This is a genomic window from Streptomyces sp. Q2 (assembly GCF_056820935.1).
Genome location: NZ_JBXEJE010000014.1, coordinates 70212 through 97044 on the forward strand (window position 1 = coordinate 70212; position 26833 = coordinate 97044).

The window sequence follows — 26833 nt, forward strand, 5'->3', positions numbered from 1 at the left end:
TCTTCAGGCTGCCCGCGCGGTCACCCGCCCGGTGCGGACGGCGTCGACGAGTGCCTGGTGGTCCTTCTCGTTCTGGTCGGCGTAGCGCTCGGCGAACGTCACCAGGGCCCGGTCGAAGGAGTCGCCGCCGCCCAGGTAGGCGGCGATGGCGATCCGGTCGCCCGACCTCGCGTGCGCGCGGGCCAGCACCGCACCGCACAGCTCGCCGAAGGTCCGCATGCCGGCCGGCACCATCGACTCGGGTTCCGCGATGCCCTTCCAGTCGCGCAACTGCCGTACGTAGAAGTCCCGTCGGCGGCCGTCGATGCCGTCGACCCGTTCCCAGCCGAGGAAGATGTCGCTGGTGGCCTGCATGAGCCGCTGGCCGCAGACCACACGCTCGCCCTGCGTCCGGAAGCCTGCGGCGCCGGCGAAGGGCGCCAGTACCGACCGGTCCGCCTCCTTGGCCTGGAGGAGCAGGGGATCCGTGTCGTCCCTGCCCAGCAGGAGCACGATCCAGCAGCGGGTGCCCACGCTGCCGACGCCGACCACCTTGCGGGCCATGTCGGCGACCCGGTACTGCTCCAGCAGGTAGCGCCGGTCCCACTGCAGGGTCTGGCCGTAGTGCTCGATCAGCCGGTGGATCTCCTTCTCCAGGGCGCCGCGTTCGACATCCGGAAGCAGGTCCTGGATCGGCGTGATCAGGGGCGGATCCGCGGCGATGCGGATCTTCCCGTCGACGACACGGGTGAGTTTGTCGAAGGCCTGGAGGCTGTCCCGGGTACGTGCCTTCGACACGGCCCCCGACCAGCGGTCGCGGGCCCGCCGGCTCAGCTCCGGGGCGAACTGCTCCCGCACCCAGGCCTCGTCGAACTGGGCGTACCAGACGGGGAGATTGCCCATCGTGGCGAAGCGTCGCATCCACTCGCGGTAGGAGCGCACGGTCGCCCGTACGATGCCGGCCCGCTCCTTGGTGCTGAAGCCGTTCGCCCGGCCGGCGATGACGAAGCTCGCGGACAGGCGCTTGACGTCCCACTCCCACGGGCCGGGCAGTGTCTCGTCGAAGTCGTTGATGTCGAACATCATGCGGCGTTCGGGCGAGGCCAGCAGCCGGAAGTTCAGCAGGTGCGCGTCCCCGCACAGCTGTGTCCTGATGCCGGAAGTGGGGGTGCCGGCGAGATCCGCGGCCATGATGCCGGCGGCTCCCCGGTAGAAGCGGAAGGGGGACTCGGTCATCCTGCCGTAGCGGATCGGCACGAGTTCGGGGACCCGCGTCGCCGACTGCGCCTCGATGACGTCCACCGGGTCGGGCCGCTTGCGCGTGGGAGCGAACTCGGCGTGGCTGGAACGGGGTACGGACGACCGGGCGGCCTTTCCGAGTGCGGCTCGCTCGCGCGGGGTGCGGTTCCTGGTGTCGCCGCCGGCCAGGGGGCTGGTGGAGTTCATTGCAGCCGCTCCGCGATGTGGTCGCCGACGCGCAGGGCGTTGGCGATGGCGGTCAGCGAGGGGTTGACCGCTCCGATGCTCGGGAAGAAGCTCGTGTCGACGACGTAGAGGTTGTCCAGGTCGTGGGCCTTGCAGTTGACGTCGAGAGCGGAGCTTTCGGGGTCCACGCCGAAGCGGACGGTGCCCGCCTGATGTGCGGTGGCGCCGATGGGCATGCCCTTGTGCAGGTAGATGCTGTGCGACAGGAGATGGTGTTCGTGCATGCCCAAGTGGCTGAGCATGCCCTGCAGTTTGTGCCGTAGGCGTTTCAGCCCGGCGATGTTGTTCTTCTCGTCGAGGGCCAGGTGGATGCCGCCGTCCCGGTCGAGGGTGACGCGGTTCTCGGCGACGGGCAGGTCCTCTCCGCACAGCCAGAAGTCGACCGCGTGGTGGGCGAGCACCTCGAAGGGCATGTCGGGGGTGACGGCCCCGGCCCAGCGGGGCGCTTCACCGTGGATCTGCTCGGAGTCGGACTTGCCCAGCATCTGGATGCCGCCGAGGGGATAGTCCCAGTCGTCGGAGCCCAGGTACCAGTCGTGCAGGGCCAGGGTTTTCTGGAACCTGGTGTCGTTCGGCTCCTTGGAGACGGCCATCAGGGCCAGGTTGTTGTGCCGCATGTAGTGCCGGCCCACCACGTCCGAACTGTTGGCCAGGCCCCGCGGATGCCGGTCGTCCGCCGAACGAAGCAGCAGGGCGGCGGAGTTGACGGCGCCGCAGGCGACGACCACGATGTCGGCGCTGAACTCCGCGGTTGAGGCGTCCCCGTCCCCCACGGTCGCGACGACCGAGGTGACACTGCCGCCGGTCGCGTCCGTGTCGAGGCGTCGCACGTTCGCATGGGTGACCATCTCGACGTTGGCGTGTTCGAGGGCGGGGTCGACGCAGATGACCTGGGCGTCGGACTTCGCGCCGACCAGGCAGGGGAAGCCGTCGACGCGGTCGCAGCGGATGCAGGCGCTGGTCCGGGTGGCCCGGCCCCGGTCGTCCTGGGTGAGGTCGACCCCGATGGGGAGGTGGAAGGGGTGCAGGCCCTGCTTCTCCAGGTCGTGGCCGAGTTGCTGGATGCGCGGCTCGTGCTGGACCGGCGGGTGGGCGTACTGGGCGCTGGTGGGGCCCTCGGTCGGATCCTCGCCGTGCCGGCCGTGGACGCGATAGAGGTGCTCGGCCTGCGTGTAGTACGGCTCCAGGTCCTCGTAGCTCAGTGGCCAGGCGGGGGACACGCCGTCGTGGTGACGGAGTTCGCCGAAGTCCTCGGGGCGCAGGCGGAAGAGGGCGGCGCCGTAGAACTTGGTGTTGCCGCCCACGTAGTAGTTGACCTCGGGCGGGAACTGGTTTCCGTCCTTGTCGTACCAGAACTCCGGGGCGCGGTACTTCCCCTTGACGAAGACCGCGGTGGATTCCCAGTTGTCGCGTTCGCGGGGCAGGTAATCACCGCGTTCGAGAAGGAGGATCCGTTTTCCGGTGGGTGCCAGCCGGTGGGCGATGGTCCCGCCGCCCGCGCCGGTTCCGATGATGATGACGTCGTAGTGCTGCGCGTCGGTCATGCCGGCCACCGTCCTCGGAACGTGCTCCGGTCCCGCCGATCGAAAGGGGGGTCAGTCCGACCACCAACGTATCTCCGGGGCATGACTCCGGCGAGTTGGGCTATTCGGGTGAGCCGAGGCGCCGGGACACGGCGGGTTCCCGCGCGATGACCGCGCCGGCGGTGATGCCGACGGCCACCACGACGCAGAGGCCGATCAGCCACGACAGCAGGGTGAAGACCGCCCCCAGCGACCCGTACCGTTCCAGGCTGCGGTTGAGCACGGTGGGTACGTACAGCTTGGCGATCACCGTCAGCGCGGCCATGGCCGCCCCGGCGAGGACCGCACCGGGCAGCAGGGGCAGCCAGGGGACACGTCCGACCAGCAGCAGGTGCTGGGTCCACCACCAGACGCCCACCTGGAGGACCAGCAGACACGGCAGCCCCAGCCACAGCCCGAGGCCGAATCCGTCCCGCACCGGTCCCTGCAGCACGAGCACGGCCAACCAGACCGTGATCCACACCAGCCATCTCCAGGCGGCGATCCGGGCCCCCGCGCTCGGCAGGCGCCAGGCGCGTTGGCACAGCCGCTGCATCGCACGGCTGCACGCGGTGGCGGAGATCAGCACCATCAGCCCACTGACCAGCCCGGTGCTCTGCTGCAGACTTTCGGGATTGCTCTCGTAGATCAGCTTCAGCTGCTGGTCGGCGACGCCGTTGATGCCGAGGACGCCGTGCACCGAGTCGACGATCTGGTCACGGACGGCCTGCGGGGCGAAGGCGGCGACCAGGAAGAGCAGGGGAACGGCCGTCAGGAAGGCCTGGGCCGCCAGCCGGGTCGCGGAGTCCAGCAGGTTCACGGCGATCAGGTGGGAGGTGAGGCGGGTGATCACCGGGAAGCGCTGCTCGGAGGCGCTCCGCAGCCGTAGCAGCCGGGCTCGCAGATGCGCCGCCCGCTGTGCCACCGCCTCGCTCAGCTCGCTGGGCGACCGCATGCCCCCACCCTGCGGCAGGTACCGGGTCCTCGCACGCCGAGTTGCCGGGCTCGGGGACCGCCGTGTTAATGGATGGGCGACTGTCGGGGCGACCGGCCGGCGCACCGCACCGCACCGACCCGCGGAGGTCCGGATGGACATGATCCATGTCCGAGCGGTGTGCCCGCCGGATCTCACGGAACGCGCCATGGCCCTGCTGAGCGCCGAGCCGTGCGCCCTGAACCTGCTCCTGCACACAGGCACCGTGCGCAATCCCGACGGTGACGCCATCGAGTGCGACGTCCTGACCGGAGCCGCGAACGAGGTGCTGAGAGGGCTGCGGGGCCTCGGACTGGAACGCCGTGGCTCCATCGTCCTCGATCCGGTGGACACGGCGTTCTCGGAGCGCGCGGCCACGACCGGGGCCAAGGAACTCGGGGCCCAGTTGCGCGCCCCCGTGTGGGAACAGGTCGAGGCCCGGATCCGGGCCGAGGGCAGATACCCCCCGAGCTTCTATCTCTTCCTGGTCATCGCCGGACTCATCGGTGCGGTGGGCATCATCACCAACTCCCAGATCCTCATCGTCGCGGCCATGGTGGTCGGACCCGAGTACGGCGCCATCACCAGCATCGCGCTCGGCATCGACCACCGCGCCCGGCCGAGCATCGAGCAGGGCCTCATGGCGCTGCTCGTGGGCTTTGTGCTGGCCGTTGCCGCGACCTTCCTCTTCGCCCTCCTCGTCCGGGGCTTCGGGCTGCAGCCGGAGGCCTTCGAACGGGGGCTGCGACCCGTCTCGAACCTGATCAACACCCCCAACTTCTTCTCGGCCGTGGTGGCGGTGCTGGCCGGGGTCGTCGGCATCGTCTCGCTGGCCGAGGCCCGGACGAGCGCACTGCTCGGCGTCTTCATCTCGGTGACGACCATTCCGGCGGCGGCCGACATCGGGGTCTCGACGGCGTTCGCCAGCTGGGACGAGGCCTGGGGTTCGCTGCTCCAACTGCTGCTCAACATCTTCGTACTGATCATGGTCGGCACCGGCACGCTCAAGTGCCAGCGGGCGATCTGGCGCAGGGTGGGCGCACGCCGGCACGAGCGCGCGGTCAGGCGGCGGGGGTAGTGGCGGACGGCTTGTCAGGAGTGCCGCTGTCCAGGAACTCGCGGATCGCGAAGGCGATCAACACGATCACCAGCGTCCACAGCACGACCCCCACGGTCGGGTAGTCCCAGGCGAACAGGACGATCGCGGCGACCGCCAGGATCACGCCGCCGATCCACCGCTTGAAGCGGTGGACGAAACGGCCGACCGCCCCCAGCCGGAGCCCCGCCGACACGCAGACGTCCCGCAGGGCGCCGACGGCCTTGCGGCAGCCCGTACGGGTGAGGACGGCGACCCGGGACGGCCCCACGAGGAAGGCACCGATGGCCGTCACCAGAGCGACCGCACCGACCGCCCGCACGCCGGCCCGCAGGAACCTGACCAGCGCGTCGAACACCGCGCCGGCCGCGGCGTCGGAGGCCCCGGCGGGCAGATGGTCGAGGTAGACGGCTCGTAGGACGGTGAGCGTGATGCCGAGCAGCAGCATGGCGGCGAACACCCCGAGCGCGGCCCCGATCAGGGCCCGGCGGCGGTGGACGGCCAGGTAGACGCCCGCGGCGGCGATCAGTACGACGATGAGGGGGAGCCAGCTGCCGAGGATCTCCAGCACCCTCAGGTACCACTTGATCTCGTCGACGTCCTCCGACGCGAACACCACGAACTGCGTGTGGACTTCCGGGATACGAGCGGCCGGCTCGAAGCCCGCGTTGACCAGCCGCTCCTTGACCTGGGCCACGATCGGTCCCACGTCGATGGCGACCTGACCGTCCTTGACGGTGACCGCGCTGTCGGACTCGCCCGTGAGGGCCTTGTCGAACGCGCTGTGGGCTCTGCGGTTCGCGCTCACCCAGACGGTGTCGAAGGCACTGCTGGAGACCACCCGCTCCACGGTGCCGCTGACCAGGCTCTTCAGACCGCTGGTGATCGGACCCTTCAGGTTGCCGAGCAGTTCGGCCGCCTTCGGCGGGACCCCCTGCTGCTGCGCCGCCCGCTCCAGGTCCTGGACGAGTTTCTCCACGTCGACCTGCGCCAGGACGGCTGTGGTGACCCGGTTGGTGATCGCCTTCTGTACGTCCGGATTGCTCGCCAGCGGCCCGACGGTGGCAACGTAGCGGTCCGTGTCCCGCACGATGCTGTTCGCCCAGACCGAGACGACGGCCAGCAGCGACAGCAGCGAGGCGAGGAGAATCAGCAGGGCCGACCCCGTCGACCGGAACCAGTGGTGCCGGGCGGCCGGCGACCGGCCGGTGCTCTCCAGGGCCCTCACCCTGTGCCGCAGCTCGTCCAGTTCGTCGCGTTCCCGCGCCGAGGCCCGCTGGTCGCCGGACGGGTCGGCGGGGGGCTTGTCCGGGTCCGGTGGAGGTGTGCTGCTCGTCATGGTGACAGGAGACCCGCGCCGCTCCGGCCCCGCGACCTGGACGGGTCTGACGGGTTGACTCCGTACTGAGGTGCGGCGGCTTCCGTCCGGTGATGCAATGGCATCGGAAGCACGGGGAATTCTCCATGTCATGATCACCCAGGGGTGAAGCCATGAGCGATGAATCCGCTGAAATGATGGGCCCGATCGACTATCTGGTCGTCGAATTCCCCGGCAACCGAATGACGGGCGAGGGATTTCCCCTCCTTGTCGACCTGGTGGACCGCGGTCTCATTCGGATCCTCGATCTGCTGTTCGTCAGGAAGGCCGAGGACGGATCCGTGGTCGGCCTGGAAATCGCCGACCTCACCGGCGACGGCGCTCTGGACCTGGCCGTCTTCGAGGGCGTCTCCTCCGGCCTGCTGGGCCAGGACGACATCGAGGAGGCGGCGTCCGCCCTGGAACCCAACACCTCCGCCGGGATCCTGATCTACGAGAACCTGTGGGCCGCGCCCTTCGCCACCGCCCTGCGACACGGCGGCGCACAGCTGGTCGCCTCCGGGCGGATCCCGGTACCGGCCGTCCTGGCCGCACTGGACGCCATCGATCCAGAGCAGCCGACGACGTAACGACTCCGCCAAGCTCCTGGGCCTCGATCGTCGTTTTGCTCGCGGGTGGTGATCCGTCGGCGGTCGATCCGGGGCGGGCCCTGCGGGCGGCGGGGCTGAACGTGGTCATGTGGGCGGGGCGTGAGGAGGAGCGCGACAGCCTCCGCGCCGCCGAGATCGAGCTCGCCGCCGGAGAGTTGTTCGCCTCCGCCACCGGTGCGGGCGCGGAGCGCGAAGGCCTCACAGGGGTCCTCCTCCTCACCGAGGAGGCCACGGACCTCGACCGCAGCGTCGAAGGCACGTCCACCTGGGCCGCCTGTGGAGAGCCAGGGGGTCATCGCCCCTACTCCGGGGGCCGCATACTCTTCGGTCCGGCCCGGCCGGCCCCGGACCGGCACGCCGCCGCGCCCTCGGCGCGCGCATCGTGCCGCGTCGCGTGGACGGCCCTCTTCCGGCCGGACACCGGTTGGCCGGACACCGGTTGGCCGGACACCGGTTGGCCGGACACCGGTTGCTGGTCCTCGTGCGGGGTGGCCGGCTCCTTGCTGTCACCCGGACCGAGGGCCCTGCACCGCGACCGGGAGACGTCTTCGTACTTTCTGGGAGTCTGACCGCTCAGCGGGGCGTGTGCTCGCCGAAGCGGATGACGGCGGCCCGCACCCGGGGGAGGTTCACCGGAAGGTCGGCTGTGGCGTCCATGGTCGCTCCCGGCTCGTCCGGTTCCAGTGGCTCCAGCGTCTCGAACTGCGAGTCGACCAGCCGGGCGGGCATGAAGTGACCGGTGCGCCGGGACACGCGGTCCCATGCCGTGTCCCGGTCCAGGGCGAGGTACAGGCACCACAGCCGTGCGCCCGCGGCCGCGCGGAGTTCGTCGCGGTAGGCGCGCTTGAGGGCCGAACAGGCGACGACCAGCCCCTCGTCGGCCTCGGCGGAGTGACGGATCCGGTCGGCGAGGGCACGCAACCAGGGCTCGCGGTCGGCGTCGTCCAGTGCGTGGCCGGCGCTCATCTTGGCGACGTTCGCGGCGGGATGGAAGTCGTCGCCCTCGACGAACGGCAGTCCCAGCAGCCCGGCGACCGCCTTGCCGACGGTCGTCTTCCCGGACCCCGTCACGCCCAGGACCAGCACGATCGGCGATCCCCGGCCGACTGCGGCTGCGACGGCGGCTCCGGCCCCGGTCACCGCTTTTCCGGTTCCCGGCCGGCCGCCGTCTGCCGCGGATCCGCCTCGGTGAAGGGCTGGAGGGGCCCGCGGATGTCCAGCCTGCAGAAGTGGTCGGTCGCGTTGTTCACATGGGCCTCGGGGGCTCGTACCGGATGACCGACCCGGAACGGCGGGACGACTAATCCATGCGAGCCTCCCGGCCCTTTCCGACGCACAGCGCCCAGATGACGAAGGCGTCCACGGCGATCAGCACGATGGCCCACACGGGCTGGTACGGAAGCCACATGAAGTTGGCGATCATCGCCAGGCCGGCCAGGGCGATTCCGACGACCCGGGCCCACGTCTCGCCACGGAACACGGCGGCACCCGCGAGGACCACCAGAACGCCAAGGGCGAGATGGATCCAGCCCCAGCTCGTCAGATTGAAGTTGTAGACGTAGTTGCGGGTGGCGACGAAGACGTCGTCCTCGGCGATGGCGGCAATTCCCTGGAATATCGCCATCAAGCCACCGAAGATCATCATGACCCCGGCAAAGCCGGTCCAGCCGGCCACCCACGCCCCTCCGCTGCCGCTCCTGGCGCCGTGTCCGTGGTGCATTCCGGTCGTGGTCATTTTCGGGCTCCTCCCGCGTAGACCTCGCCACTTGATGTGGCCGCATGGCCACATGGCCCACACATCAGCTTGCCACGAGAATTACGGACCGGCAGAACATCAGGTTTTACGCCGGGCAGCCCGAGGCCGAGATGCGAGGAAGTCCATACGGTGATCCAATGGGAGGGTCCGATGTGCCGACAATTGCCGTCGGCCGGGGATTTGTTTGCCTCGCAGGCTTGTGTCGCGGGTTTGTTTTCGCAGGCTTGTCCCCCATGCCTGTCGCGCATGCGTCATTCGAGAAGGGAATCGCCGTGCCAGGTCTCCTCCGCGGGGTCGCCCGTACAGCCGTCGTGGCCGGTACGGCGACCGCCGTGTCGAACCGTGTGTCCCGCCGCCAGCAGGGGCGATGGGCCCAGCAGGAGTACCAGGAGGCGCCGCCGCAGCCCGTGGCATCCGTCGCGCCCCCTCCCGCCCCGCCGCCCGTCGACATGAGCAGCAAGATCGACCAACTCAAGCAACTCGGGGAGCTCAAGGCTCAGGGCGTCCTCACCGAGGCCGAGTTCGAGGACCAGAAGAGCAGGCTGCTCAACTCCTGACCGACACCGACACCGAGACCGACACCGACACCGAGCCCGGGGCGGCGCCCGCCGCTATGCGTCGCCGCCGCTCACGGAGCCCGCCAACCGGTTGACCTCCATGGCGTGGCGAGGGTCGCCCTTTGGGGCGGCTGAGACGATGCGCGCATGGCTCCCGGGGCAGGCACTGCTGACAGTCCGGCAACGGCGCGCGTCGTCCTGCTGACACTCGCGGCCGGTCAGTTCCTGATGGCGCTCGACAGTTCGGTCATGAACGTGTCGATCGCGACGGTGGCCGACGACGTGGGCACGACCGTGACGGGTATCCAGGGCGCCATCACGGCCTACACCCTCGTGATGGCGATGTTCATGATCCCCGGCGGCAAGGCCGGCGCGCTGATCGGCCGCAAACGCGCCTTCATGATCGGTTGCGGTATCTACGGCTGCGGCTCCCTGGTCACGGCGCTCGCCCCGAACCTGCCCGTGCTGCTGATCGGCTGGGCGTTCCTCGAGGGGATCGGAGCGGCGCTCATCCTGCCCGCGATCGTGACGCTGGTGGCAAGCAACTTCCCCGTGAAACGCCGGCCCGCCGCCTACGGACTCGTCGCGGCCGCAGGGGCCGTGGCGATCGCGCTCGGGCCGCTCATCGGCGGTGTCGCGACCACGTACTTCTCCTGGCGGTGGGTCTTCGCGGGTGAGGTGCTGATGGTGCTCGGCATCCTGGCGCTCGCACGCCGCATCACGGACGCGCCGATCGGCGAACGTCCGCGCATCGATCTCGTCGGCGTCGTGCTCTCCGCGTGCGGGCTCGGGACCTTCGTCTACGGCGTTCTCCGCTCGGACGAATGGGGCTGGTTCCGGCCGAAGCCCGAGGCGCCTTCGTGGCTCGGGGTTTCGCTCGTCGTGTGGCTGATGCTGGTCGGCCTCGTTCTGATCTGGCTCTTTCTCCGCTGGGAAGCCCGCCTGGTGGAGCGGCGAAGAGAGCCGCTCGTCGACCCGGCCATGTTGCAGAACAAGCAACTCACCGGCGGGCTGACGATGTTCTTCTTCCAGTACCTCGTCCAGATGGGCGTGTTCTTCGTCGTACCGCTCTACCTGTCGGTGGCCCTGGGCCTGTCCGCGCTCGCGACCGGCGCCCGCATCCTGCCGCTGTCGGTCACCCTGCTGGCGGCCGCGATCCTGATCCCCCGCTTCCTTCCGGACGTCTCTCCACGGCGGGTGGTACGGCTCGGGGTCCTCGCGTTGTTCGCGGGCGCGGTGGTCCTGATGGCCGCGCTCGACGCGGACGCCGGTGCGGAAGTCGTCGCCGTCCCGCTCCTGCTGATCGGGCTCGGGATGGGCGCGCTGGCGTCGCAGCTCGGGGCGGTCACCGTGTCCGCGGTGCCGGAGGCACAGAGCGTGGAAGTCGGCGGTGTCCAGAACGCCGTCACCAATCTCGGCGCCTCGATCGGTACGGCACTCGCCGGATCGATCATGATCGCCACGCTGACGAGTTCGTTCCTGACCAGCGTGGAGCAGAATCCGGCGGTCCCGGCCGACGTCAAGAACCGGGCGGGCGTGGAACTCCAGAGCGGCGTACCGTTCCTGTCGGACGCCCAGCTCAAGACCGCCCTCGACGAGGCGGGCACGAGCGCGGAGGTGACTCGGGCGGCGCTCGACTCGAACGCCGACGCCAGGATCGACGGTCTGCGTGCCGCGCTCGCCATCCTCGCCTTCACCGCCCTCCTCGCGATGTTCTTCACCCACCGGATCCCGAACACCCAGCCCCGTTCGACGTAGGCATCACCGTGCCTCGGTCACCGTCATCCAGCGCCACTGGGTGAACTGCTCCAGGTTGGCGGTGCCGCCGATGCGGGAGCCGTTGCCGGATGCTCCCATCCCGCCGAAGGGGGCGTTCGCGGCGTCCTTGGCGGAGACGTCGTTGAGGTGCACCATGCCGGTGCGCAACCGCTCGGCGACGACCGCGGCGCGCGGCACCGAACGGGAGTGCACAGCCGCCGTCAGGCCGTACGCGGTGTCGTTGGCGATCTCGACGGCCTCCGCGTCGGTACGGAACGCGACGATGGGGGCGACGGGCCCGAAGATCTCCTCGGTGAAGGCGGGCATGGTCCGCTCGACGTGGTCCAGGACGGTGGGCGGGTAGAACAGCCCGTCGCGGCGCCCGCCGGCCAGCACCCGCGCCCCGGCCGCCACGCTCGCGTCCACGATGCGTTCGATGCTCGCGGCCTGGCGCTCGCTGATCACGGGGCCGAGGGCCACGCCCTGCTCGCGGGGGTCGCCGACCCGCAGCGCGTCGGCCTGTCCGATCAGCGCCTCGGTGTACGGCTCCACGATGTCGACGTGCACCAGATGACGTCCGGCGGCGACGCAGGCCTGTCCCTGGTAGCCGAAGGAACTCATCGCCCCGGCTGCCGCGGCGGCGTCGACGTCCGCGTCGTCGAGCACGACGATCGAGTTCTTGCCGCCCAGCTCCAGGACCACCCGCTTGAGCCCGTCGCCCGCGGCCCGGGCGACCGCCCGTCCTGCCTCGGTGGAGCCGGTGAACACGACCATGGCGACGTGGGGATCGGCCACGACCGCCTCACCGGTGCCGCGGCCTCCGGGCAGGACGTGGAGCAGCCCTTCGGGCAGTCCGGCATCCTCGAACAGCCGCGCCACGAGGACGCCGCCGGACACCGGTGTGTGGGGATCGGGTTTGAGCAGGACGGCGTTGCCCAGCGCAAGGGCGGGCGCGAGGGCCCGCATGGCGAACAGCAGGGGGGCGTTCCAGGGGTTGACGACGCCGACCACACCCAGCGGTACCCGCCACGCGTAACTGGTCCGGCCGGCTGTCGGCGGGCTCAGGATCTCGCCGCGAGGCAGCGAGGCGAGCCCGGCGGCCTGTGCCAGCTGGCTGAGTCCGGCCGCGATCTCGTAGTCGCCCTTCGCCGGGACACCGCCGGACTCCCTGACGATCCACTCGCGGATCGCCCCGCTGTTGTCGCGCAGGGCCCGGGCGGCACGGAGCAGGACCTCGGCGCGCTCCTGGGGTGCCGTCTCGGCCCAGGCCCGCTGAGCCCGGGCGGCCAGGGCCCCGGCCCGCGCGACGTCCGCGGGCGCCGCCACACCCACCTCCGCCAGCCGCTCTCCCGTGGCGGGTTCGTTCACCGGCTGAACCCCGCCACCGGGCTGCCGCCAGCCGCCGCTGTAGATCTTCCCGGTCCATTCGGCCGGGTCCGGCCACGTCCCCTCGGCGGTGGAAGTCATGGCACGACCCTTCATCATCCCTGCATTGGTAGCCTTTTCGTACTTATAGCCTTATTGAGGGTATCTGTTCATCCACTCCCCGTCGGCTGCTCCCGGCCGGACCGGGACGCACGGTGGAAAGTCCGAGGTGAGGGCTGATGAACGTGATGACGGGTTCTGAGGCCGCGGACGACGACCGGGCGGCGTGGCGGCCGGACGACCCCGTCGACGAGTCGGCCACGGCCAGAGCCACCGTGGATCCGAAAGGCATCGTGACCGGGTGGAGCGAGGGAGCACGGCGGCTGCTCGGGTACCGGTCCGCGGAGGTCGTCGGCCGGCCCGCGGCGTCGTTGCTCGCCGGGGGGACGTCCTTCGAGACCCTGCGCTCCCTGGACACGCTGCCGCGGTGGAACGGGACGGCGACCCTCCTGCACCGGGACGGCCACCGCCTCGCGGTGCACCTGCTGGCCCACCGCCGGGAACCCGACTCAAAGGACGAGGGGGGCGGCGAATGGCTCCTGGTCTCCCCCCTGACCCGGTCGTCGTCACCTCTCCAGGACGACGCCCTGGTGAGGTGGGCGTTCACCCAGTCCCCGTCCACGACGGCGCTCTACGACACCGGCCTGCGGCTGAGGCGCGCGAACGCCGACATGGAACGGGTGATCGGCCTGCCCGAAGCGGCGATGCGGGGTCTGCGGGTGTCGGAGATCGTGGTCGGCCCGGAGGGCGTTCGGACGGAACAGTGCATGCGGCGGGCGCTGGAGACCGGAGAACGACAGCATCTGCGGCAGGTCCTGGTCCTGGCGGGCCACGAGAGCGAGAGCATCTGGTCGACTTCCCTCACCCCCGTGCGGGACGCCGGGGGCACGGTACGGGGGGTGCTCCTTTCCGCCCACAACATGACCGAGGAGCACCTGGCCCGACGGCGCCTGGCCCTGCTGAACGAGGCCAGCATCCGCATCGGCAGCACCCTGGACCTCGCCCGGACCGCGCAGGAACTGGCCGACGTCGCCATCCCGCACCTCGCGGACTTCGTCACCGTCGACCTGCTCCCCGCCATCGAAGGCGGCGACGACCCGCACGCCGGCTCGCCGCCCAGCCCCGTCATGCTGCGCCGCGTCGCCTACCAGTCCGTCCTGGAGGGCTCCCCCGAGGCCGTGGTGAAGCGTGGAACGGTGGCCGCGTACCCGGACGGATCGACCGCGGCCAGGTGCCTGACCAGCGGCCTGCCGGTGATCGAGAACGTGACCGCTGCTTCGATGGCCCGGGTGGCGAGCCAGACCCCGGACCGGGCCGAACGCATGCGGCGCTACGGCTTCCACTCGGTACTGGCCGTACCGATGCGCGCCCGGGGCATCACCCTCGGCGTGGCCACGTTCTCCCGCCACCGGCGCCCGGAACCCTTCGAACAGGACGACCTGCTCCTGGGCGAGGAGATCACCGGCAGGGCCGCCGTCTGCATCGACAACGCCCGCCGCTACACCCGTGAGCGCAGCACCTCCCTCACCCTGCAGAGCAGTCTCCTGCCGCAGCGTCTGCCCCCGCAGGCCGCCGTCGACGTCGCCTCCCGCTACCTCCCCGCCAGTGCGCAGGCCGGCGTCGGCGGCGACTGGTTCGACGTGATCCCGTTGTCCGGCGCCCGGGTCGCGCTCGTCGTCGGCGACGTCGTCGGCCACGGCATCCAGGCCTCGGCCACCATGGGACGGCTGCGCACCGCCGTGCGCACCCTCGCCGACGTCGACCTCCCGCCCGACGAGTTGCTGACCCACCTGGACGACCTGGTCATCCACCTGTCCGCGGAGGCCGATGCCGCGGCCGGCCCCGTCGGCGACATCGGCGCGACCTGCCTGTACGCCGTCTACGACCCGGTCTCCCGGCGCTGCACCCTGGCCCGCGCGGGCCACCCCGTACCCGCGGTGGCGACTCCGGACGGCACCGTGGAATTTCCCGAGATCCCCGCGGGCCCGCCGCTGGGGCTGGGCGGCCTGCCCTTCGAAGTCACCGAGATCGAACTGCCCGAAGGCAGCCTCCTCGCGCTGTACACCGACGGTCTCGTCGAGGACCGTGGCCGCGACATCGACGAAGGTCTCGACGCGCTGCGCGAGGTGCTGGCCCGGCCGGCTCCGTCCCTGGAGAGCATCTGCGACACCGTGATCCAGACGCTTCTCCCGGACCGCCCCGCCGACGACGTGGCGCTGCTGATAGCCCGCACCCGCGCCCTGGACGCGGCGCACGTCGCCACCTGGGACGTGCCGTGCAACCCCTCGGCGGTCGCCGAGACCCGCAGGAACACCCGCCGGCAACTGGCCGCCTGGGGCCTGGACGAGGCCGCCTTCGTCACCGAACTGGTCGTCAGCGAACTCGTCACCAACGCCATCCGCTACGGCGGCGCCCCCATCCAGCTCCGGCTCATCCGCGACCGCAACCTCATCTGCGAAGTCTCCGACGCCAGCAACACCGCCCCCCACCTGCGCCGCGCCCGCACCTTCGACGAAGGCGGCCGCGGCCTGCTCCTCGTCGCCCAGCTCACCCAGGGCTGGGGCACCCGCCAGACGCACAACGGCAAGACGATCTGGGCCGAACAGGCCCTCCCCCTCGCCTCCGATGGTCCCGAGGGCTACTGAAGTGCACCGTTGCCCGGAGTGAGGGAGATTGGGGATATCCGTTCCCCTTGGGGATATCCGTTCCCTCGTCCTGTCGCGCGGGACCGCAACGCTCGCCCCGGAGGCTGGTGCCATGACGAGTCATGTCGCGGGGAGCGCGACGCGCGGCGGGGCCCGAGGCGGCTTCGCAAGCCGGCTCGTCGCGTCATGACGTCGCGCGCACCGTCAGCCGCTCCGCAGCCGATGACCGCGGATGCGTTCCGGGAGCTCTACAGGCGGCTGCGCGACGCGACGCGGACCGACGATCCGCGCGGAGCGCTCCGTCATCTGACGCCCGAACGGGTCGCGGCCGCCGCCGCGGAGGTGCGGACCGGGCACACGGTGTCGCTGGCCGCACCGGTGGAGACCCGGCCGGGCCCGGACAACCCCGAGCCCGCGGTGCACCGGATGACCGGCCCCGCTGCCGGTGCCGCCGGGGCGGACGGACTGCACTTCGCCGTCGACCACATCGCCATGAACGTGCACGGGGACGCCGACAGCCATCTCGACGCGCTCTGCCACGTGCTGTACGACGGTGAGCTGTACCACGGGGTGCCCGCGAGCGCCGTGACGGCTCAGGGCGCCCGCTCCCTCTCCGTCGACCTGGTCCGGGACGGCATCGTCGGTCGCGGCGTGCTGCTGGACATCCCGCGGCTGCGTGGCGTGCCCTGGCTGGAACCGGGCGACCACGTGACCGCGGGCGACCTGACGGATGCCGAGGCGGCCCAAGGCGTCCGGGCCGGCCCCGGGGACCTGCTGCTCGTCCGCGTCGGTCACCGCCGCCGTCGCGCGGAGCTCGGCCCGTGGCAGGCGACACGGGCACGGGCCGGACTCCACCCGAGCGCCGTGGAGTTCCTGGCCGACCGACGTGTTGCCGTGCTGGGCGGCGACGGCAACAACGACACCGCCCCCAGTGCGGTGGCGGACGTCGCCTTCCCCGTCCACGTGCTGGCCGTGCACGCCATGGGCGTGCACCTCATGGACTACCTCCAGTTCGAGCAGCTCGCCCCGGCCTGCGCGGACGCGGGCCGCTGGAGTTTCCTGTGTGTGGTCGCCCCGCTGCGGCTGACCGCGGCCACCGGCTCTCCCGTGAACCCGATCGCCGTGCTGTGACAGCGGACCGGACACGCCGACGCCCCCCGTCGCCATGGGCGCTCCCGCCAGGAGGTGGTCGCCGACCCGCAGGGCGTCGCCGAACCGGCTGAGCTGCCGTCCGGCGCGTCTGGGCCGACCGGGCGAAAAGACCCGCCGGACGGCCCAACGGCGGTTCGGCCGATCGCCCGCTGCCCTCAAGCAGGTGGTTGCTTGGCCCTTGTGCCGGGCCGGGTGCGATCAGGCACTAGGAGCCGGCTAGCGAGGGAGACAGGGGACTGTGGACACCACCACGGAAGCGCCGCGAACCGTCATTCCGGAGCAGTTGCTGAAGGGCCAGAAGGCACTGGTCACCGGTGCCAACTCGGGTATCGGCAAGGCCACCGCCATCGGGCTGGGACGGGCCGGCGCCGATGTGGTCGTGAACTACGTGGCCGGCCGGGACACCGCCGAGGAAGTGGTCGAGGAGATCGCCTCGTTCGGGGTGCGTGCGGCCGCCTACGAAGCGGACGTGTCCCAGGAGGACCAGGTCACGGCCATGATGGACCGGATGGTCCAGGAGTTCGGGACGATCGACATCCTGGTCGCCAACGCCGGTATGCAACGCGACGCGCCCTTCACGGAGATGACGCTCGATCAGTGGCAGAAGGTGCTCGACGTCAATCTCACCGGCCAGTTCCTGTGCGCCAGGGAGGCGACCAAGGAGTTCCGGCGCCGCGGAGTCGTACCGGAGGTGTCCTCCTCGGCCGGGAAGATCATCTGTATGAGTTCGGTGCACCAGCTCATTCCCTGGTCGGGCCACGTCAACTACGCCTCGTCGAAAGGCGGCGTGCAGATGATGATGGCGACCCTCGCCCAGGAACTCGCCCCGCACAAGATCCGGGTCAACGCGGTCGCCCCGGGAGCCATCCAGACGCCGATCAACCGCAGTGCCTGGGAGACACCACAGGCCCTCGAAGAACTGCTGCGGCTCATCCCCTACAACCGGATCGGCAACCCCCAGGACATCGCCCGCGCCGTCGTCGCACTCGCCTCCGACCTCATGGACTACGTGGTGGGCACCACGCTCTACGTCGACGGCGGCATGACCCTCTTCCCCGGCTTCGCGACCGGCGGCTGACCTTCTCCTGTACGTCCTGAACAGTGAAGGCCTTCATGCACCCTTCGGTCCATCTGCTGGCTGACGCCCCCGCCCAGCTCCTCCCCGCCCGGGAGCTGATGGCCTTCACTCTGGCCTCCCACATCATCCTGGTCCCCCTGGGCGTGGCGCTCCCCCTCATCACCCTGGTCATGCACTACCTCGGGCTGCGCCGCGGCGACGCGACCGCGCTCCTGCTGGCGCGGCGCTGGTCGGCCGTCATGGCGGTCCAGTTCGCGGTGGGCGTGGTCACCGGCACGGTGCTCTCCTTCGAGTTCGGCCTGCTCTGGCCGGGCCTGATGGGCAGGTGGGGCGACGTCTTCGGCATCGGGTTCGGGGTCGAGGCATGGGCGTTCTTCCTCGAAGCCGTACTCATCGCCATCTACCTGTACGGATGGCGCCGGCTGAAGCCCCGTACGCACTTCCTGCTCGGGCTGCCGCTGCCGATCACCGCCCTGCTCGGGGCGTTCGGCATCCTGGCCGCCAACTCCTGGATGAACACGCCCCAGGGCTTCGCCCTGGACGACGCCGGCGATCCCGTCGACGTGAACGTGTGGAAGGCCGTCTTCACGCCCATGTTCGGGCCCCAGTACTGGCACTTCGTCGTGGCGATGCTCCTGACGGCCGGATACGTGGTGGCCGGCGTCTACGCCGTGGGCTGGCTGCGTGGCCGCCGGGACCACTACCACCGGCTCGGCTTCGCCGTACCCTTCACCCTGGCCGCGGTCGCCACGCCCGTGCAGTTCGTCCTGGGTGACTCCATCGCCCGGTCGGTGTTCCACAAGCAGCCGGTGAAGTTCGCCGCGATGGAGATCGTCTGGAAGACCGACACCCGGGTGCCGGAATACCTCTTCGGCCGTCTGCACCCGGACGGATCCGTCTCGGGCGGCATCAAGGTCCCCCTGCTCGACTCCTTCCTGGCGGGCTTCAGCGCGAACACCAAGGTGGTCGGACTCTCCTCCGTGCCGGCCGACGAACGGCCGACGGCCACGCAGGCGACCATCGCCCACTGGGCCTTCGACATCATGGTCGGCGTCGGGTCCGCCCTGGTACTGCTGGCTCTTTGGTACGGCCTTACCTGGCTGCGGCACCGCAGGCTCCCGGCCTCCAGGTGGTTCTACGGCAGCGCGGCGTGCGCGGGGGCCGCCTCCGTGGTGGCGGTCGAGTGCGGCTGGATCGCCACCGAGGTGGGACGCCAGCCCTGGATCGTCTACCAGAACATGAAGGTCGCCGAGGCGGTGACCTCGACCCGTTCCACCACCTTGTGGATCATGCTCGGGCTGGTGATCGTGGTGTACCTGTTCATCTTCGGCTCGCTCCTCGCCGTCCTGCTCACGATGCGCACGCGCTGGCGGCGCGCCGACGAACAGCAGGCAGCCTGGCACCCGGACCATGCGCCGGAGGCGGACGGCCCCTACGGGCCGCGGGTGGCCGTTCCCGGCGGCGACGCCACCACCGAAACCGGAACCGCCCCGTCCGAGGACGGCCGACGGTGACCGCCGACCTCGTCGCCGTGGTGCTGCTGCTCGCCGTGGCCGCGTACGCCGGCGCGGGCGGCACCGACTACGGCGCCGGCTTCTGGGACCTCACCGCCGGGGGCGCGGAGCGGGGCAAGCGCCCGCGGTGGCTCATCGACCATGCCATGGCGCCCGTGTGGGAGGTCAACAACGTCTGGCTGATCTTCGTCTTCGTCCTCATGTGGACCGGCTTCCCCTCGTTCTTCCAGACCGTGTTCTCCGCACTGTGGCTGCCGCTGGCACTGGCGGCCGTGGGCCTGGTCCTGCGCGGTGCCGGCTTCGCGTTCCGCAAGGCCAGTCGGCGGCTGGTCGACCGACGCCTGTACGGAGCCGCGTTCGCCGTGTCCTCGCTGGTGACACCGTTCTTTCTCGGCGCCGCCGTCGGCGGCGTCGCCTCCGGCCGGGTGTCCGCCGGCACCGAGGCGACGGCGGACGCGTGGTCCAACCCCACCTCGCTCATGATCGGGCTGCTGGCCGTCACGACGACGGCCTTCCTCGGCGCGGTCTTCCTCTCCGGGGACGCCCGCCGGTTCGAGGCCCCCGATCTGGTCGGCTACTTCCGGTGGCGCGCGCTGGCCAGCCTCGTCGTGCTGGCCGTCCTCGCGGTGATCACCCTGTTCGTCCTCGCCGACGACGCCCCGCACGTCTCGCACGGGCTCACCCACGGAACGGGGCTGCTGTTCGCCGTCGTCGCCGCCGTGGCCGCGCTCGCCACGGCCTGGCTGATGCGGCGGACACCGGGGAACTGGGCCCGCGTCACCGCCGTCGGCGGCGTCGCCTCCGGTGTCATCGCCTGGGGCATGGCCCAGCGCCCCTATCTCATCCCCACCTCACTGACCGTGGCCGACGGGGCGGGCGCGTCGGGCACGCTGACCTGGCTCCTGGTGGTCACGCTGGTGGCTCTGGTGGTCGTCGTCCCGGCTGTCGTCCTGTTGTACTGGCTCGACACCCACGGTGAGCTGGAAGCCCTCTCCGACGCCGACCTGCGCACGGGAGGCGGTCCGGGCGGCGACGGCAGGGCAGGCACCCCCTGATGTCCCGACCGGCCGTCGCATCCGATCGGGCAGCGTGCCGTGGTGAGGCGCCGTGACCGATGACCAGATCCTGCTCGGATTCGCGCTGACCGTGGTGCTCGCCACCGGCTCACAGATCCTGGCGAGCAAGTTGCGCGTGCCCGCCCTGATCCTGCTGCTGCCCGCCGGATTCACCGCCGGCGCCCTCACCGATGTCGTCCACCCCGACAAGCTGACGGGGGAGAACTTCTCGGCCCTGGTGTCCCTGGCCGTGGCGGTGATCCTCTACGACGCCGGTCTGGGCCTCAACCTGCGCAACCTGACCGGACCGACACGGTGGATCGTGGGCAGACTGCTGGTGTACGGCGTGCTGGTGACCTTTCTCGTCACCGCCGCGGTGTCACCCGCCCTGTTCGGCATGCCGCTGCCGGTGGCCGCGATGCTCGGCGTGATCCTCGTCGTCTCGGGCCCGACGGTCGTCGGCCCACTGCTCGACTTCGTGCGGCCGAACAACAAGATCCGACGCATCCTGATCTGGGAAGGAACGCTGACCGACCCGATCGGCGGCATCATCGGCGCTCTCACCTTCCACGCCATCGCGTCGTCCCACCAGGTCGACATCGGCCGGGGCTACCAGCTGGGCCAGTTCGCCATCAGCCTTGTCGTCGGTCTGATCGGCGGAGCGGTGGGGGCGATGCTGCTGTGGTGGACGCTGCGCGTCCTGCGCCTCGGCGAGACGCTGGGCACGCTCGCCCAGCTCGCCACCGTGATCGCCGTGTCGGCCGGCTGCGACATCGTCCGGGACGACACGGGACTCATCGCCGCGATCGTCACGGGACTGGCCGTCACCAACATCCGCGGCTTCGACATGCCCGCTCGCCGGCCCTTCTTCGAGACCCTGGTTCAGCTGATCATCGGCCTGCTGTTCGTCTCCATCTCGACCACCGTCACCCCGTCCTCCCTGGTCCCGGTACTGCTCCCCGCCCTCGCCCTGATCGCGATCCTCGTCCTGGTGGTGCGTCCCCTCGTCTCCTTCGCCGCGACGGCACGTTCGGGCCTGACCCGGGGAGAACGGGCTTTCATCGGGTGGATGGACCCGCGCGGCATCGTCGCCGCCGCCACGGCGTCGACGTTCTCCGCCGGCCTCGTCGACCGGGGGGTGAGCGGGGCTTCGCGGATCCTCCCGGTCACCTTCCTGGTGATCGTGGGAACCGTCCTGCTGTACGCGCTGACCGCGGCCCCGGTGGCCCGTCGGCTGGCCGTTGTCAAACCGTCGGGCACCCGCCTCCTCCTGGTGGGCGGCGAGCCGTGGGTGGTCGACATGGGGCGGTCCCTGCGATCCGCCGGACTCGACGTGCTGATGTGGGCAGGGCGCGACGAGGAGCGGCAGAGGATCGAGGACGCGGGGATCCAGCTGGCCGACGGCGACCTGCTGGCCACCGCCACCAACCCCGGGGCACGTCTGGAGGGAGTGACCGCCGTGTTCCTCGCCACCGACGACGACGACTTCAACGCACTCGCCTCGGTCGTGATGCAGGACAACGTCGAGGGCCCCGTCTACCGGGTCGGCCCGCCCCACGAGAGCCACGGCGTCGTCGCTCCCTACACCGGCGGCGCCATCCTCTTCGGAGGTTCGCTCGTCCGGCACGCCCTGGCGGCGCGCTACGAGGCCGGAGCCCGCTTCCTCGTCCAGCCCTCCTCCACCCCGGTGCCCGTCGGCCACGACACGCTCTTCGTGGTGCGGGCCGACCGCCGGCTCGAACCGGTGGCCGACGACGAGCCGGTCACGCCGCAGGAAGGCGACAGAGTCGTCCTGCTCGGCTCCGCCCCTCCCCCGCGGTGAGCCTCGACCAGCCGCCGGGCTACCTCCCGCCCTCACGCGCCCGGTTGAGCATCGCGTCCAGGGTGATGGCCGCGTCGATCAACGCGAGGTGCGTGAAAGCCTGCGGGAAGTTCCCGAGCTGCCGCCCTGTCAGGTCGATCTCCTCGGAGTACAGGCCCAGGTGGTTGGCGTACGTGAGCATCTGCTCCAGCACGAGCCTTGCCTGGTCGGTCCGCCCGGCCCGTGCCAGGGCATCGACGTACATGAACGTGCACAGGGAGAACGTCCCTTCGGAGCCGCCCAGTCCGTCGGGCGACGCCTCGGGGTTGTAGCGGTAGACGAGGCTGTCGCTGACCAGCTCGCGGTCCATGGCGTCGAGCGTGGTGCTCCACATCGGATCGTCCGGGGTGATGAAGCCCACCGTCGGCATCCGCAGCAGTGACGAGTCCAGGACGTCACTGCCGTAGTGCTGCACGAAAGCCTCGCGCTTGGCGTCCCATCCCCGCGTCAGTACCTGTTCGTAGATGCGGTCCCGTTCGGTCGCCCAACGCCCGCGGGCCGCCGGACGGCCGCTCGCCGAGGCGAGTCGCAGGGCGCGGTCGAAGGCGACCCAGGACATCACCCGGCCGTAGGTGAAGTCCTTGCGTCCGCCGCGGGTCTCCCACAGTCCCTCGCCGGGCTGGTCCCAGTGGTCGACCAACCAGTCGAGGAGGGTGCGCAGGGCGGTCCAGCCCTTGGTGTCGAGCCGGATCCCGCGCTGGTGCGCGAAGTGGATGCTGTCCAGCGCCTCGCCGTAGATGTCCAACTGCAGCTGGCTCGCGGCCCCGTTGCCGATGCGCACGGGGGCGGAGCCCTCGTACCCCGCCCAGTGCTCCAGAGTCTCCTCCACCAGGTCGGAGGAGCCGTCGACCCGGTACATGATGTTCAGCGGTCCCGTGTCGGTGTCCGACCCGACCTCTTCCCGCACCCGATCGCGCAGCCAGCCGATGAACGCCGTCGCCTCTTCCTTGAACCCCAGGCCCAGCAGGGCGTAGACCGAGAAGGACGCGTCCCGGATCCAGGTGAAGCGGTAGTCCCAGTTGCGTTCGCCGCCCAGCTGTTCCGGCAGCCCCGCCGTGGGGGCCGCGACCATGGCCCCGCTCGGCGCGTAGGTCATGAGTTTCAGCGTCACGGCCGAGCGTTCCACCGCCTCGCGCCAGCGGCCCGAGTAACGGGACTGGGCGAGCCATGACCGCCAGAAGCGGATCGTCTCCTCGTGGAGCCGCTGGAACTCCGCGACGCGGATCTCGTGGGGCGGCCCGTCGGGTGACGACTCCAGGACGACACCGCGCTGCTGTCCGGCCCGCAGGGGCAGGAGGAAGTGAAGGTCCCTGTCCCCCGACAGCAGGTTCAGCAACCGCTCGTCCTCCGGCTCGCGGACGGCGTGCACGGCCAGTTCCAGTCCCTCTGAGGCGAACACCGCGCCGTGCTCCGTGATGTGCAGTTCGTGGGGTGCGCGGCCGTAGTCGAACCGGGGGGCGATGTCCACTTCGAACGTCATGCTGCCACGCACACACCTCAGCATGCGGACGAGACGATGGCGGTCGGTCGCGACGGCTCCGGTCACCGGCATGAAGTCGACCACTTCGCCCGTGCCGGACTCCGTCATGAAGCGGGTGACGAGAATGGCCGTGTCGGGAAAGTACAACTGCTTCGTCGTGTACGTCGTGTCGGCAGGCCGGACCGTGAAATGCCCACCCTTTTCCCAGTCCAGCAGCGCGCCGAACACACTGGGCGAATCGAATCGCGGACAGCAGAACCAGTCGACGGTGCCGTCGGTGGTCACCAGCGCCGCCGTCTGCAGATCACCGATCAGCCCATGGTCTTCGATCAGTGGGCGTTCATTCATGCAAGAGCCTGCTTTCACCCGGGGGCGAGATCCAGGCCGGTCCGGTGGACCGCGCGCATTTCCATCGGGCGTCGACCGGACGGCGCGATCGCCGCACGCGAATTCGCGGCAGCGGTTCACCCGCCCAGCCTACGCAGGAATGCCCCGTCGGTCCTGCTGAACGAATCCGACGGCCGGACGGCCGGTGCCGTGCCGCTGCGCACGTCCGTTCCTTGCCCTACGGTGGCCGTACCTGCAACGAAGCCCCTCCCGGCCGAGGGAAAGGGTACGGGCCATGCGCGCCACGATGTCCTGGGCCTCCGCGTTCCGGCTGCGACAGTACGCGAAAGCCAGCTTGTGGATCGCGCCGCTTTTCGGAATGGCACTGGGCGTCGTTCTCGCCGAACTGGCCATTGCCGCCGACGATGTGGACTGGCCGCCGAGCGGTTGGCGTTACTCCGCGACCACCGCGAGTGGCGTGCTGAGTTCCATCGTCGGGGCGATGGTGGCACTGCTCGGTTTCGTCGTGACGATCGGTGTTCTCGTCATCCAACAGGCGACCGGAGCACTGTCCCCGCGGTATATGCGCCTCTGGTACAGAGACCGGCTGCAGAAAACCGTCCTTGCCACCTTCACCGGGACGTTCGCGTTCGCTTTCTCCCTACTGCGCAGCATCGAGTCGGACTCGGTACCGGACTTCGGGGTCACCCTCGCCGGCGCGGCTGTGGCCGTCAGCCTTCTGCTCCTGCTCGTCTATCTCAACCGCTTCACGCACAACCTCAGGCCGGTGGCCATCGCCGACCTCGTCGGACGCATGGGAGAAGGTGTCTTCGCCCGCGGAGCCATGGAAGTCCGTGAATCGGCGCCACACGACGGTGAGTCCGTGACGGCGCACGGACCGGTGACGCTCATCCGCTCGCCCCACGGCGGGGCCATACAGGCATTCCACGTAGCCGGCCTGGTGGCCGCCGGGGTGCGCCACGACTGCGCGTTCGTCGTACCCCACCTCATCGGGGACTACGTCCCTCCCGGCGCCGTCCTCGTCGAGGTCCACGGCGGTACGTCCCCGCCCGATCCCCGGCACGTGACCGGTCTCGTCGCCCTGGGTGCCGAACGCACCCTCGAACAGGATCCCGCCTTCGCCCTGCGCGTTCTCGTGGACATCGCCATCCGCGCCCTCTCCCCGGCGGTCAACGACCCCACGACAGCCGTTCAGGTGCTCAATCACATCGAGTCGTTCCTCACCACGGTCGGCAGTGCGCGACTGCGGAGCCGTTACGTGATGGCGGACGACCGCGGCCGCCCTCGTCTCGTGCTGCACGGACGTGACTGGGAGGACTACCTGCAGCTCGCCGTCTCCGAGATCCGCGACTACGGGGCGACGTCCACGCAGGTCTGCCGGCGACTGCGCGCCCTGCTCGACGGCCTCCTCGAAAGCCTTCCGACAGCGCAACATCCGGCGCTGGAAACGCAGTTGGATCTCCTGCACCAGGCGGTGGAGCGGGCGTTCACGGACCCGGCCCACCGGGCCGTCGCACAGTGGCCCGACCGGCAGGGCATCGGCGGCCGGTCCCGGCCTCCCCGGTAGGGGACCACATCAGGCCGCGCGGACGCCGCCGCGTTCTCAGTCGGCGTCGGAGCCCGCCTTGCCGACGGCCGGGGACTGCGCGGCCGGCCGTTCCGCGGGCTTGCCCACCGCCGGAACGGCACGGCCGGGGGGAAGCAGCTGGGTGGTCACGAAGGCCGCGACGGACGCCAGAATGACCACGGGCACCATGGCGGTGCTGTCGAGCAGCAGGACGACGAGCACCACACTGCTGACCGGCAGGCGCAGGGCGCTGGTCACCGCCGCCGCCATGCCCACGGCCAGTCCCGGCACGACTCCCAGGCCCGGCAGGGGCGCGAGCAGTACGCCCACCGCACCCCCCAGGAACAGCGTGGGAAAGACGGGGCCTCCGCGCAGACTGCCCAGGCACAGGGTGTACGCGACACCGGTGCAGAGCAGAACGGCGATCAGGTCGCCGACCCCCCAGGCATGGGGATCGGCGGCCAAGCGGCTCAGAGTGGCCTGGCCCGACGAGGCCACGTCCGCGGGTGACCGGCCGGTGGTGAGCGCGTACACCGCGCCGCAGACGCCTGCGGCCAGCGCACATCCGGTCGTGTGGGCGAGGGGACGTCGCGCGACGAACACCGCGGTGAAGCGCCCGCCCCGCAGGATCAGGTGCACGACGACAGCGATCGCCACCGCCATGAGGACCGACCACACCACGTCCCCGGTGTCGAGACGCGGGAGCGGCACGCCCAGCTTCATGGACAGGGTGTCGCCCTTCAGACCGGTCCAGCGGCCGAAGCCGGTGAACACGAGGGAGCCGACCCCGCTCGACAGGAGTGCGGGCAGCATGACGACGAAGAGCCGCGGGCCGCCCACCCCTGCCACTTCCATCAGCATCACGGCCGCGATCAGCGGGCTTCCGAAGATCACCGAGACGGCCGCCGCGGCTCCGGCCGTGCCCAGCAAGATGGTGCTCTGCGCGGTGACGGGAACCCGGGCCAGTTCGCTGAGGAGCAGTGCCAGGCCACCGCCCAGAGCGATCAGCGGGGCCTCGGGGCCGAGGGTCGCACCAAGGGGAAGGCTGGCCAGAGCGGCGAGCATCACACCTGGCAGGGCTCGCGGCGTGCCACCGCCCGCGTGCAGGCCTCCGGCGGGGATGTGGCCGCCGCCGCCGGGCAGGTGGGTGACCGCAAGGCCGACGACGATGCCCGCGGCGAGCAGCAGGGGCAGGGGCCACCACCACGGCGGGGTCTCCCAGCCCAGAGCCTCCGGCAGGTCGGACCACATGAGGTGGTTCAGCTCATGGAGCGCGACGAGGAAGAAGAAGGCCACCAGCGACACCGGAACACCGATGAGGGCGCAGAACACGAGCGCCTTCAGGTATCCGGGACTGCGCAACAGTACGCGCAACCGGTCGGCCTCCTCGGGCTGTGTCGTCCCGGCGGGCGCATCGGGCTGCGAATCCGGATCCCTCATGGGCTCCCTTTCCGGTCGTCACGCAGGCCCTCAGCCAGGAGTTCCGGCCTTCCAGGCCGCGAACTCCTCGTCCGTCAGCACCTCCCTTGGGCTCTCCGTTCGCCCACCCGTCATGAGCTGCTCGATCCTGCTGC

Annotated in this window: 21 protein-coding genes; 12 read left to right on the top strand and 9 right to left on the bottom strand. The window is 70.5% G+C overall.

Translation table 11 applies throughout. From position 1 onward, the window contains the following. Positions 1 to 3: 3 nt before the first annotated feature. From ACWBNA_RS17185 to ACWBNA_RS17195, 3 genes are all read right to left on the bottom strand, one after another. Positions 4 to 1425: a DUF2252 domain-containing protein gene (locus tag ACWBNA_RS17185; protein WP_482705214.1), complete on the bottom strand. Its 1422-nt coding sequence runs from the start codon at positions 1423 to 1425 to the stop codon at positions 4 to 6. Further along, entirely contained in the window at positions 1422 to 3008 is a 1587-nt protein-coding gene (locus tag ACWBNA_RS17190) for a GMC oxidoreductase (RefSeq protein WP_482705215.1), read from the bottom strand. Before ACWBNA_RS17190 ends, ACWBNA_RS17185 begins: the two co-directional genes overlap by 4 nt. A gap of 100 nt (positions 3009 to 3108) precedes the next feature. Beyond that, entirely contained in the window at positions 3109 to 3981 is an 873-nt protein-coding gene (locus ACWBNA_RS17195) for a YhjD/YihY/BrkB family envelope integrity protein (protein ID WP_482705216.1), read from the bottom strand. Between the two features lie 133 nt (positions 3982 to 4114). Here ACWBNA_RS17195 and ACWBNA_RS17200 point away from each other — a divergent pair, with 133 nt between their 5' ends. Then, positions 4115 to 5077 (top strand): DUF389 domain-containing protein, encoded by a 963-nt coding sequence (locus ACWBNA_RS17200; RefSeq protein ID WP_482705217.1) that lies wholly within the window; start codon positions 4115 to 4117, stop codon positions 5075 to 5077. Here the strand turns inward: ACWBNA_RS17200 and ACWBNA_RS17205 are convergent. Beyond that, entirely contained in the window at positions 5061 to 6434 is a 1374-nt protein-coding gene (locus ACWBNA_RS17205; RefSeq protein ID WP_482705218.1) for a hypothetical protein, read from the bottom strand. The two genes, ACWBNA_RS17200 and ACWBNA_RS17205, sit on opposite strands and share 17 nt — an antisense overlap. 152 nt (positions 6435 to 6586) lie before the next feature. Between ACWBNA_RS17205 and ACWBNA_RS17210 the strand changes: the two genes are divergently transcribed. Together ACWBNA_RS17210 and ACWBNA_RS17215 are read left to right on the top strand one after the other, a co-directional pair. Beyond that, a complete protein-coding gene (locus ACWBNA_RS17210; RefSeq protein WP_482705219.1) occupies positions 6587 to 7042 on the top strand; it encodes a DUF6325 family protein in 456 nt (151 codons plus the stop codon). Between the two features lie 35 nt (positions 7043 to 7077). Continuing rightward, positions 7078 to 7632: a hypothetical protein gene (locus ACWBNA_RS17215; protein ID WP_482705220.1), complete on the top strand. Its 555-nt coding sequence runs from the start codon at positions 7078 to 7080 to the stop codon at positions 7630 to 7632. A gap of 4 nt (positions 7633 to 7636) precedes the next feature. On the opposite strand, the gene ACWBNA_RS17220 is transcribed toward ACWBNA_RS17215, so the two are convergent. Together ACWBNA_RS17220 and ACWBNA_RS17225 are read right to left on the bottom strand one after the other, a co-directional pair. After that, entirely contained in the window at positions 7637 to 8203 is a 567-nt protein-coding gene (locus ACWBNA_RS17220) for a gluconokinase (protein ID WP_482705221.1), read from the bottom strand. 160 nt (positions 8204 to 8363) lie between these two features. Beyond that, positions 8364 to 8798, bottom strand: a complete 435-nt coding sequence (locus tag ACWBNA_RS17225) for a DUF7144 family membrane protein (RefSeq protein ID WP_482705222.1) — start codon at positions 8796 to 8798, stop codon at positions 8364 to 8366. Between the two features lie 293 nt (positions 8799 to 9091). Between ACWBNA_RS17225 and ACWBNA_RS17230 the strand changes: the two genes are divergently transcribed. Beyond that, the gene (locus tag ACWBNA_RS17230; RefSeq protein WP_482705223.1) at positions 9092 to 9376 is read left to right on the top strand and encodes an SHOCT domain-containing protein; all 285 of its coding nucleotides are present in this window, start codon (positions 9092 to 9094) and stop codon (positions 9374 to 9376) included. Positions 9377 to 9523: 147 nt separating this feature from the next. Beyond that, positions 9524 to 11134: an MFS transporter gene (locus tag ACWBNA_RS17235; RefSeq protein ID WP_482705224.1), complete on the top strand. Its 1611-nt coding sequence runs from the start codon at positions 9524 to 9526 to the stop codon at positions 11132 to 11134. 3 nt (positions 11135 to 11137) lie between these two features. Here the strand turns inward: ACWBNA_RS17235 and ACWBNA_RS17240 are convergent, their stop codons facing one another. After that, on the bottom strand, positions 11138 to 12601 hold the full coding sequence (locus ACWBNA_RS17240; protein WP_482705225.1) for an aldehyde dehydrogenase family protein: 1464 nt from the start codon (positions 12599 to 12601) through the stop codon (positions 11138 to 11140). Positions 12602 to 12738: 137 nt separating this feature from the next. On the opposite strand from ACWBNA_RS17240, the gene ACWBNA_RS17245 reads away from it, so the two are divergent. The 6 genes from ACWBNA_RS17245 to ACWBNA_RS17270 all read left to right on the top strand — a co-directional run bounded on the left by ACWBNA_RS17245 (position 12739) and on the right by ACWBNA_RS17270 (position 21825). After that, positions 12739 to 15204, top strand: a complete 2466-nt coding sequence (locus ACWBNA_RS17245) for a SpoIIE family protein phosphatase (RefSeq protein WP_482705226.1) — start codon at positions 12739 to 12741, stop codon at positions 15202 to 15204. A 186-nt stretch (positions 15205 to 15390) separates the two neighbouring features. Continuing rightward, a complete protein-coding gene (locus ACWBNA_RS17250; protein ID WP_482705227.1) occupies positions 15391 to 16335 on the top strand; it encodes a cyclase family protein in 945 nt (314 codons plus the stop codon). A gap of 259 nt (positions 16336 to 16594) precedes the next feature. After that, a complete protein-coding gene (locus tag ACWBNA_RS17255; protein WP_482705228.1) occupies positions 16595 to 17434 on the top strand; it encodes an SDR family oxidoreductase in 840 nt (279 codons plus the stop codon). A 35-nt stretch (positions 17435 to 17469) separates the two neighbouring features. After that, positions 17470 to 18948 (top strand): cytochrome ubiquinol oxidase subunit I, encoded by a 1479-nt coding sequence (locus ACWBNA_RS17260; protein WP_482705229.1) that lies wholly within the window; start codon positions 17470 to 17472, stop codon positions 18946 to 18948. Continuing rightward, complete coding sequence (locus ACWBNA_RS17265; protein ID WP_482705230.1) at positions 18945 to 20003, top strand: cytochrome d ubiquinol oxidase subunit II; 1059 nt, start codon at positions 18945 to 18947, stop codon at positions 20001 to 20003. Before ACWBNA_RS17260 ends, ACWBNA_RS17265 begins: the two co-directional genes overlap by 4 nt. Before the next feature lie 52 nt (positions 20004 to 20055). Then, positions 20056 to 21825 carry a cation:proton antiporter gene (locus ACWBNA_RS17270; RefSeq protein ID WP_482705231.1) on the top strand — a complete coding sequence of 590 codons (1770 nt, stop codon included), beginning with the start codon at positions 20056 to 20058 and terminating at the stop codon, positions 21823 to 21825. A 19-nt stretch (positions 21826 to 21844) separates the two neighbouring features. Here the strand turns inward: ACWBNA_RS17270 and ACWBNA_RS17275 are convergent, their stop codons facing one another. After that, positions 21845 to 23692, bottom strand: a complete 1848-nt coding sequence (locus tag ACWBNA_RS17275; protein WP_482705232.1) for a glycoside hydrolase family 15 protein — start codon at positions 23690 to 23692, stop codon at positions 21845 to 21847. A gap of 274 nt (positions 23693 to 23966) precedes the next feature. Here ACWBNA_RS17275 and ACWBNA_RS17280 point away from each other — a divergent pair, with 274 nt between their 5' ends. After that, positions 23967 to 25259: a DUF2254 domain-containing protein gene (locus ACWBNA_RS17280; protein ID WP_482705233.1), complete on the top strand. Its 1293-nt coding sequence runs from the start codon at positions 23967 to 23969 to the stop codon at positions 25257 to 25259. A gap of 36 nt (positions 25260 to 25295) precedes the next feature. Here ACWBNA_RS17280 and ACWBNA_RS17285 read toward each other — a convergent pair whose 3' ends face one another. Beyond that, positions 25296 to 26699, bottom strand: coding sequence for a chloride channel protein (locus tag ACWBNA_RS17285; RefSeq protein WP_482705234.1), 1404 nt, complete (start codon positions 26697 to 26699; stop codon positions 25296 to 25298). Between the last annotated feature and the right edge of the window lie 134 nt (positions 26700 to 26833).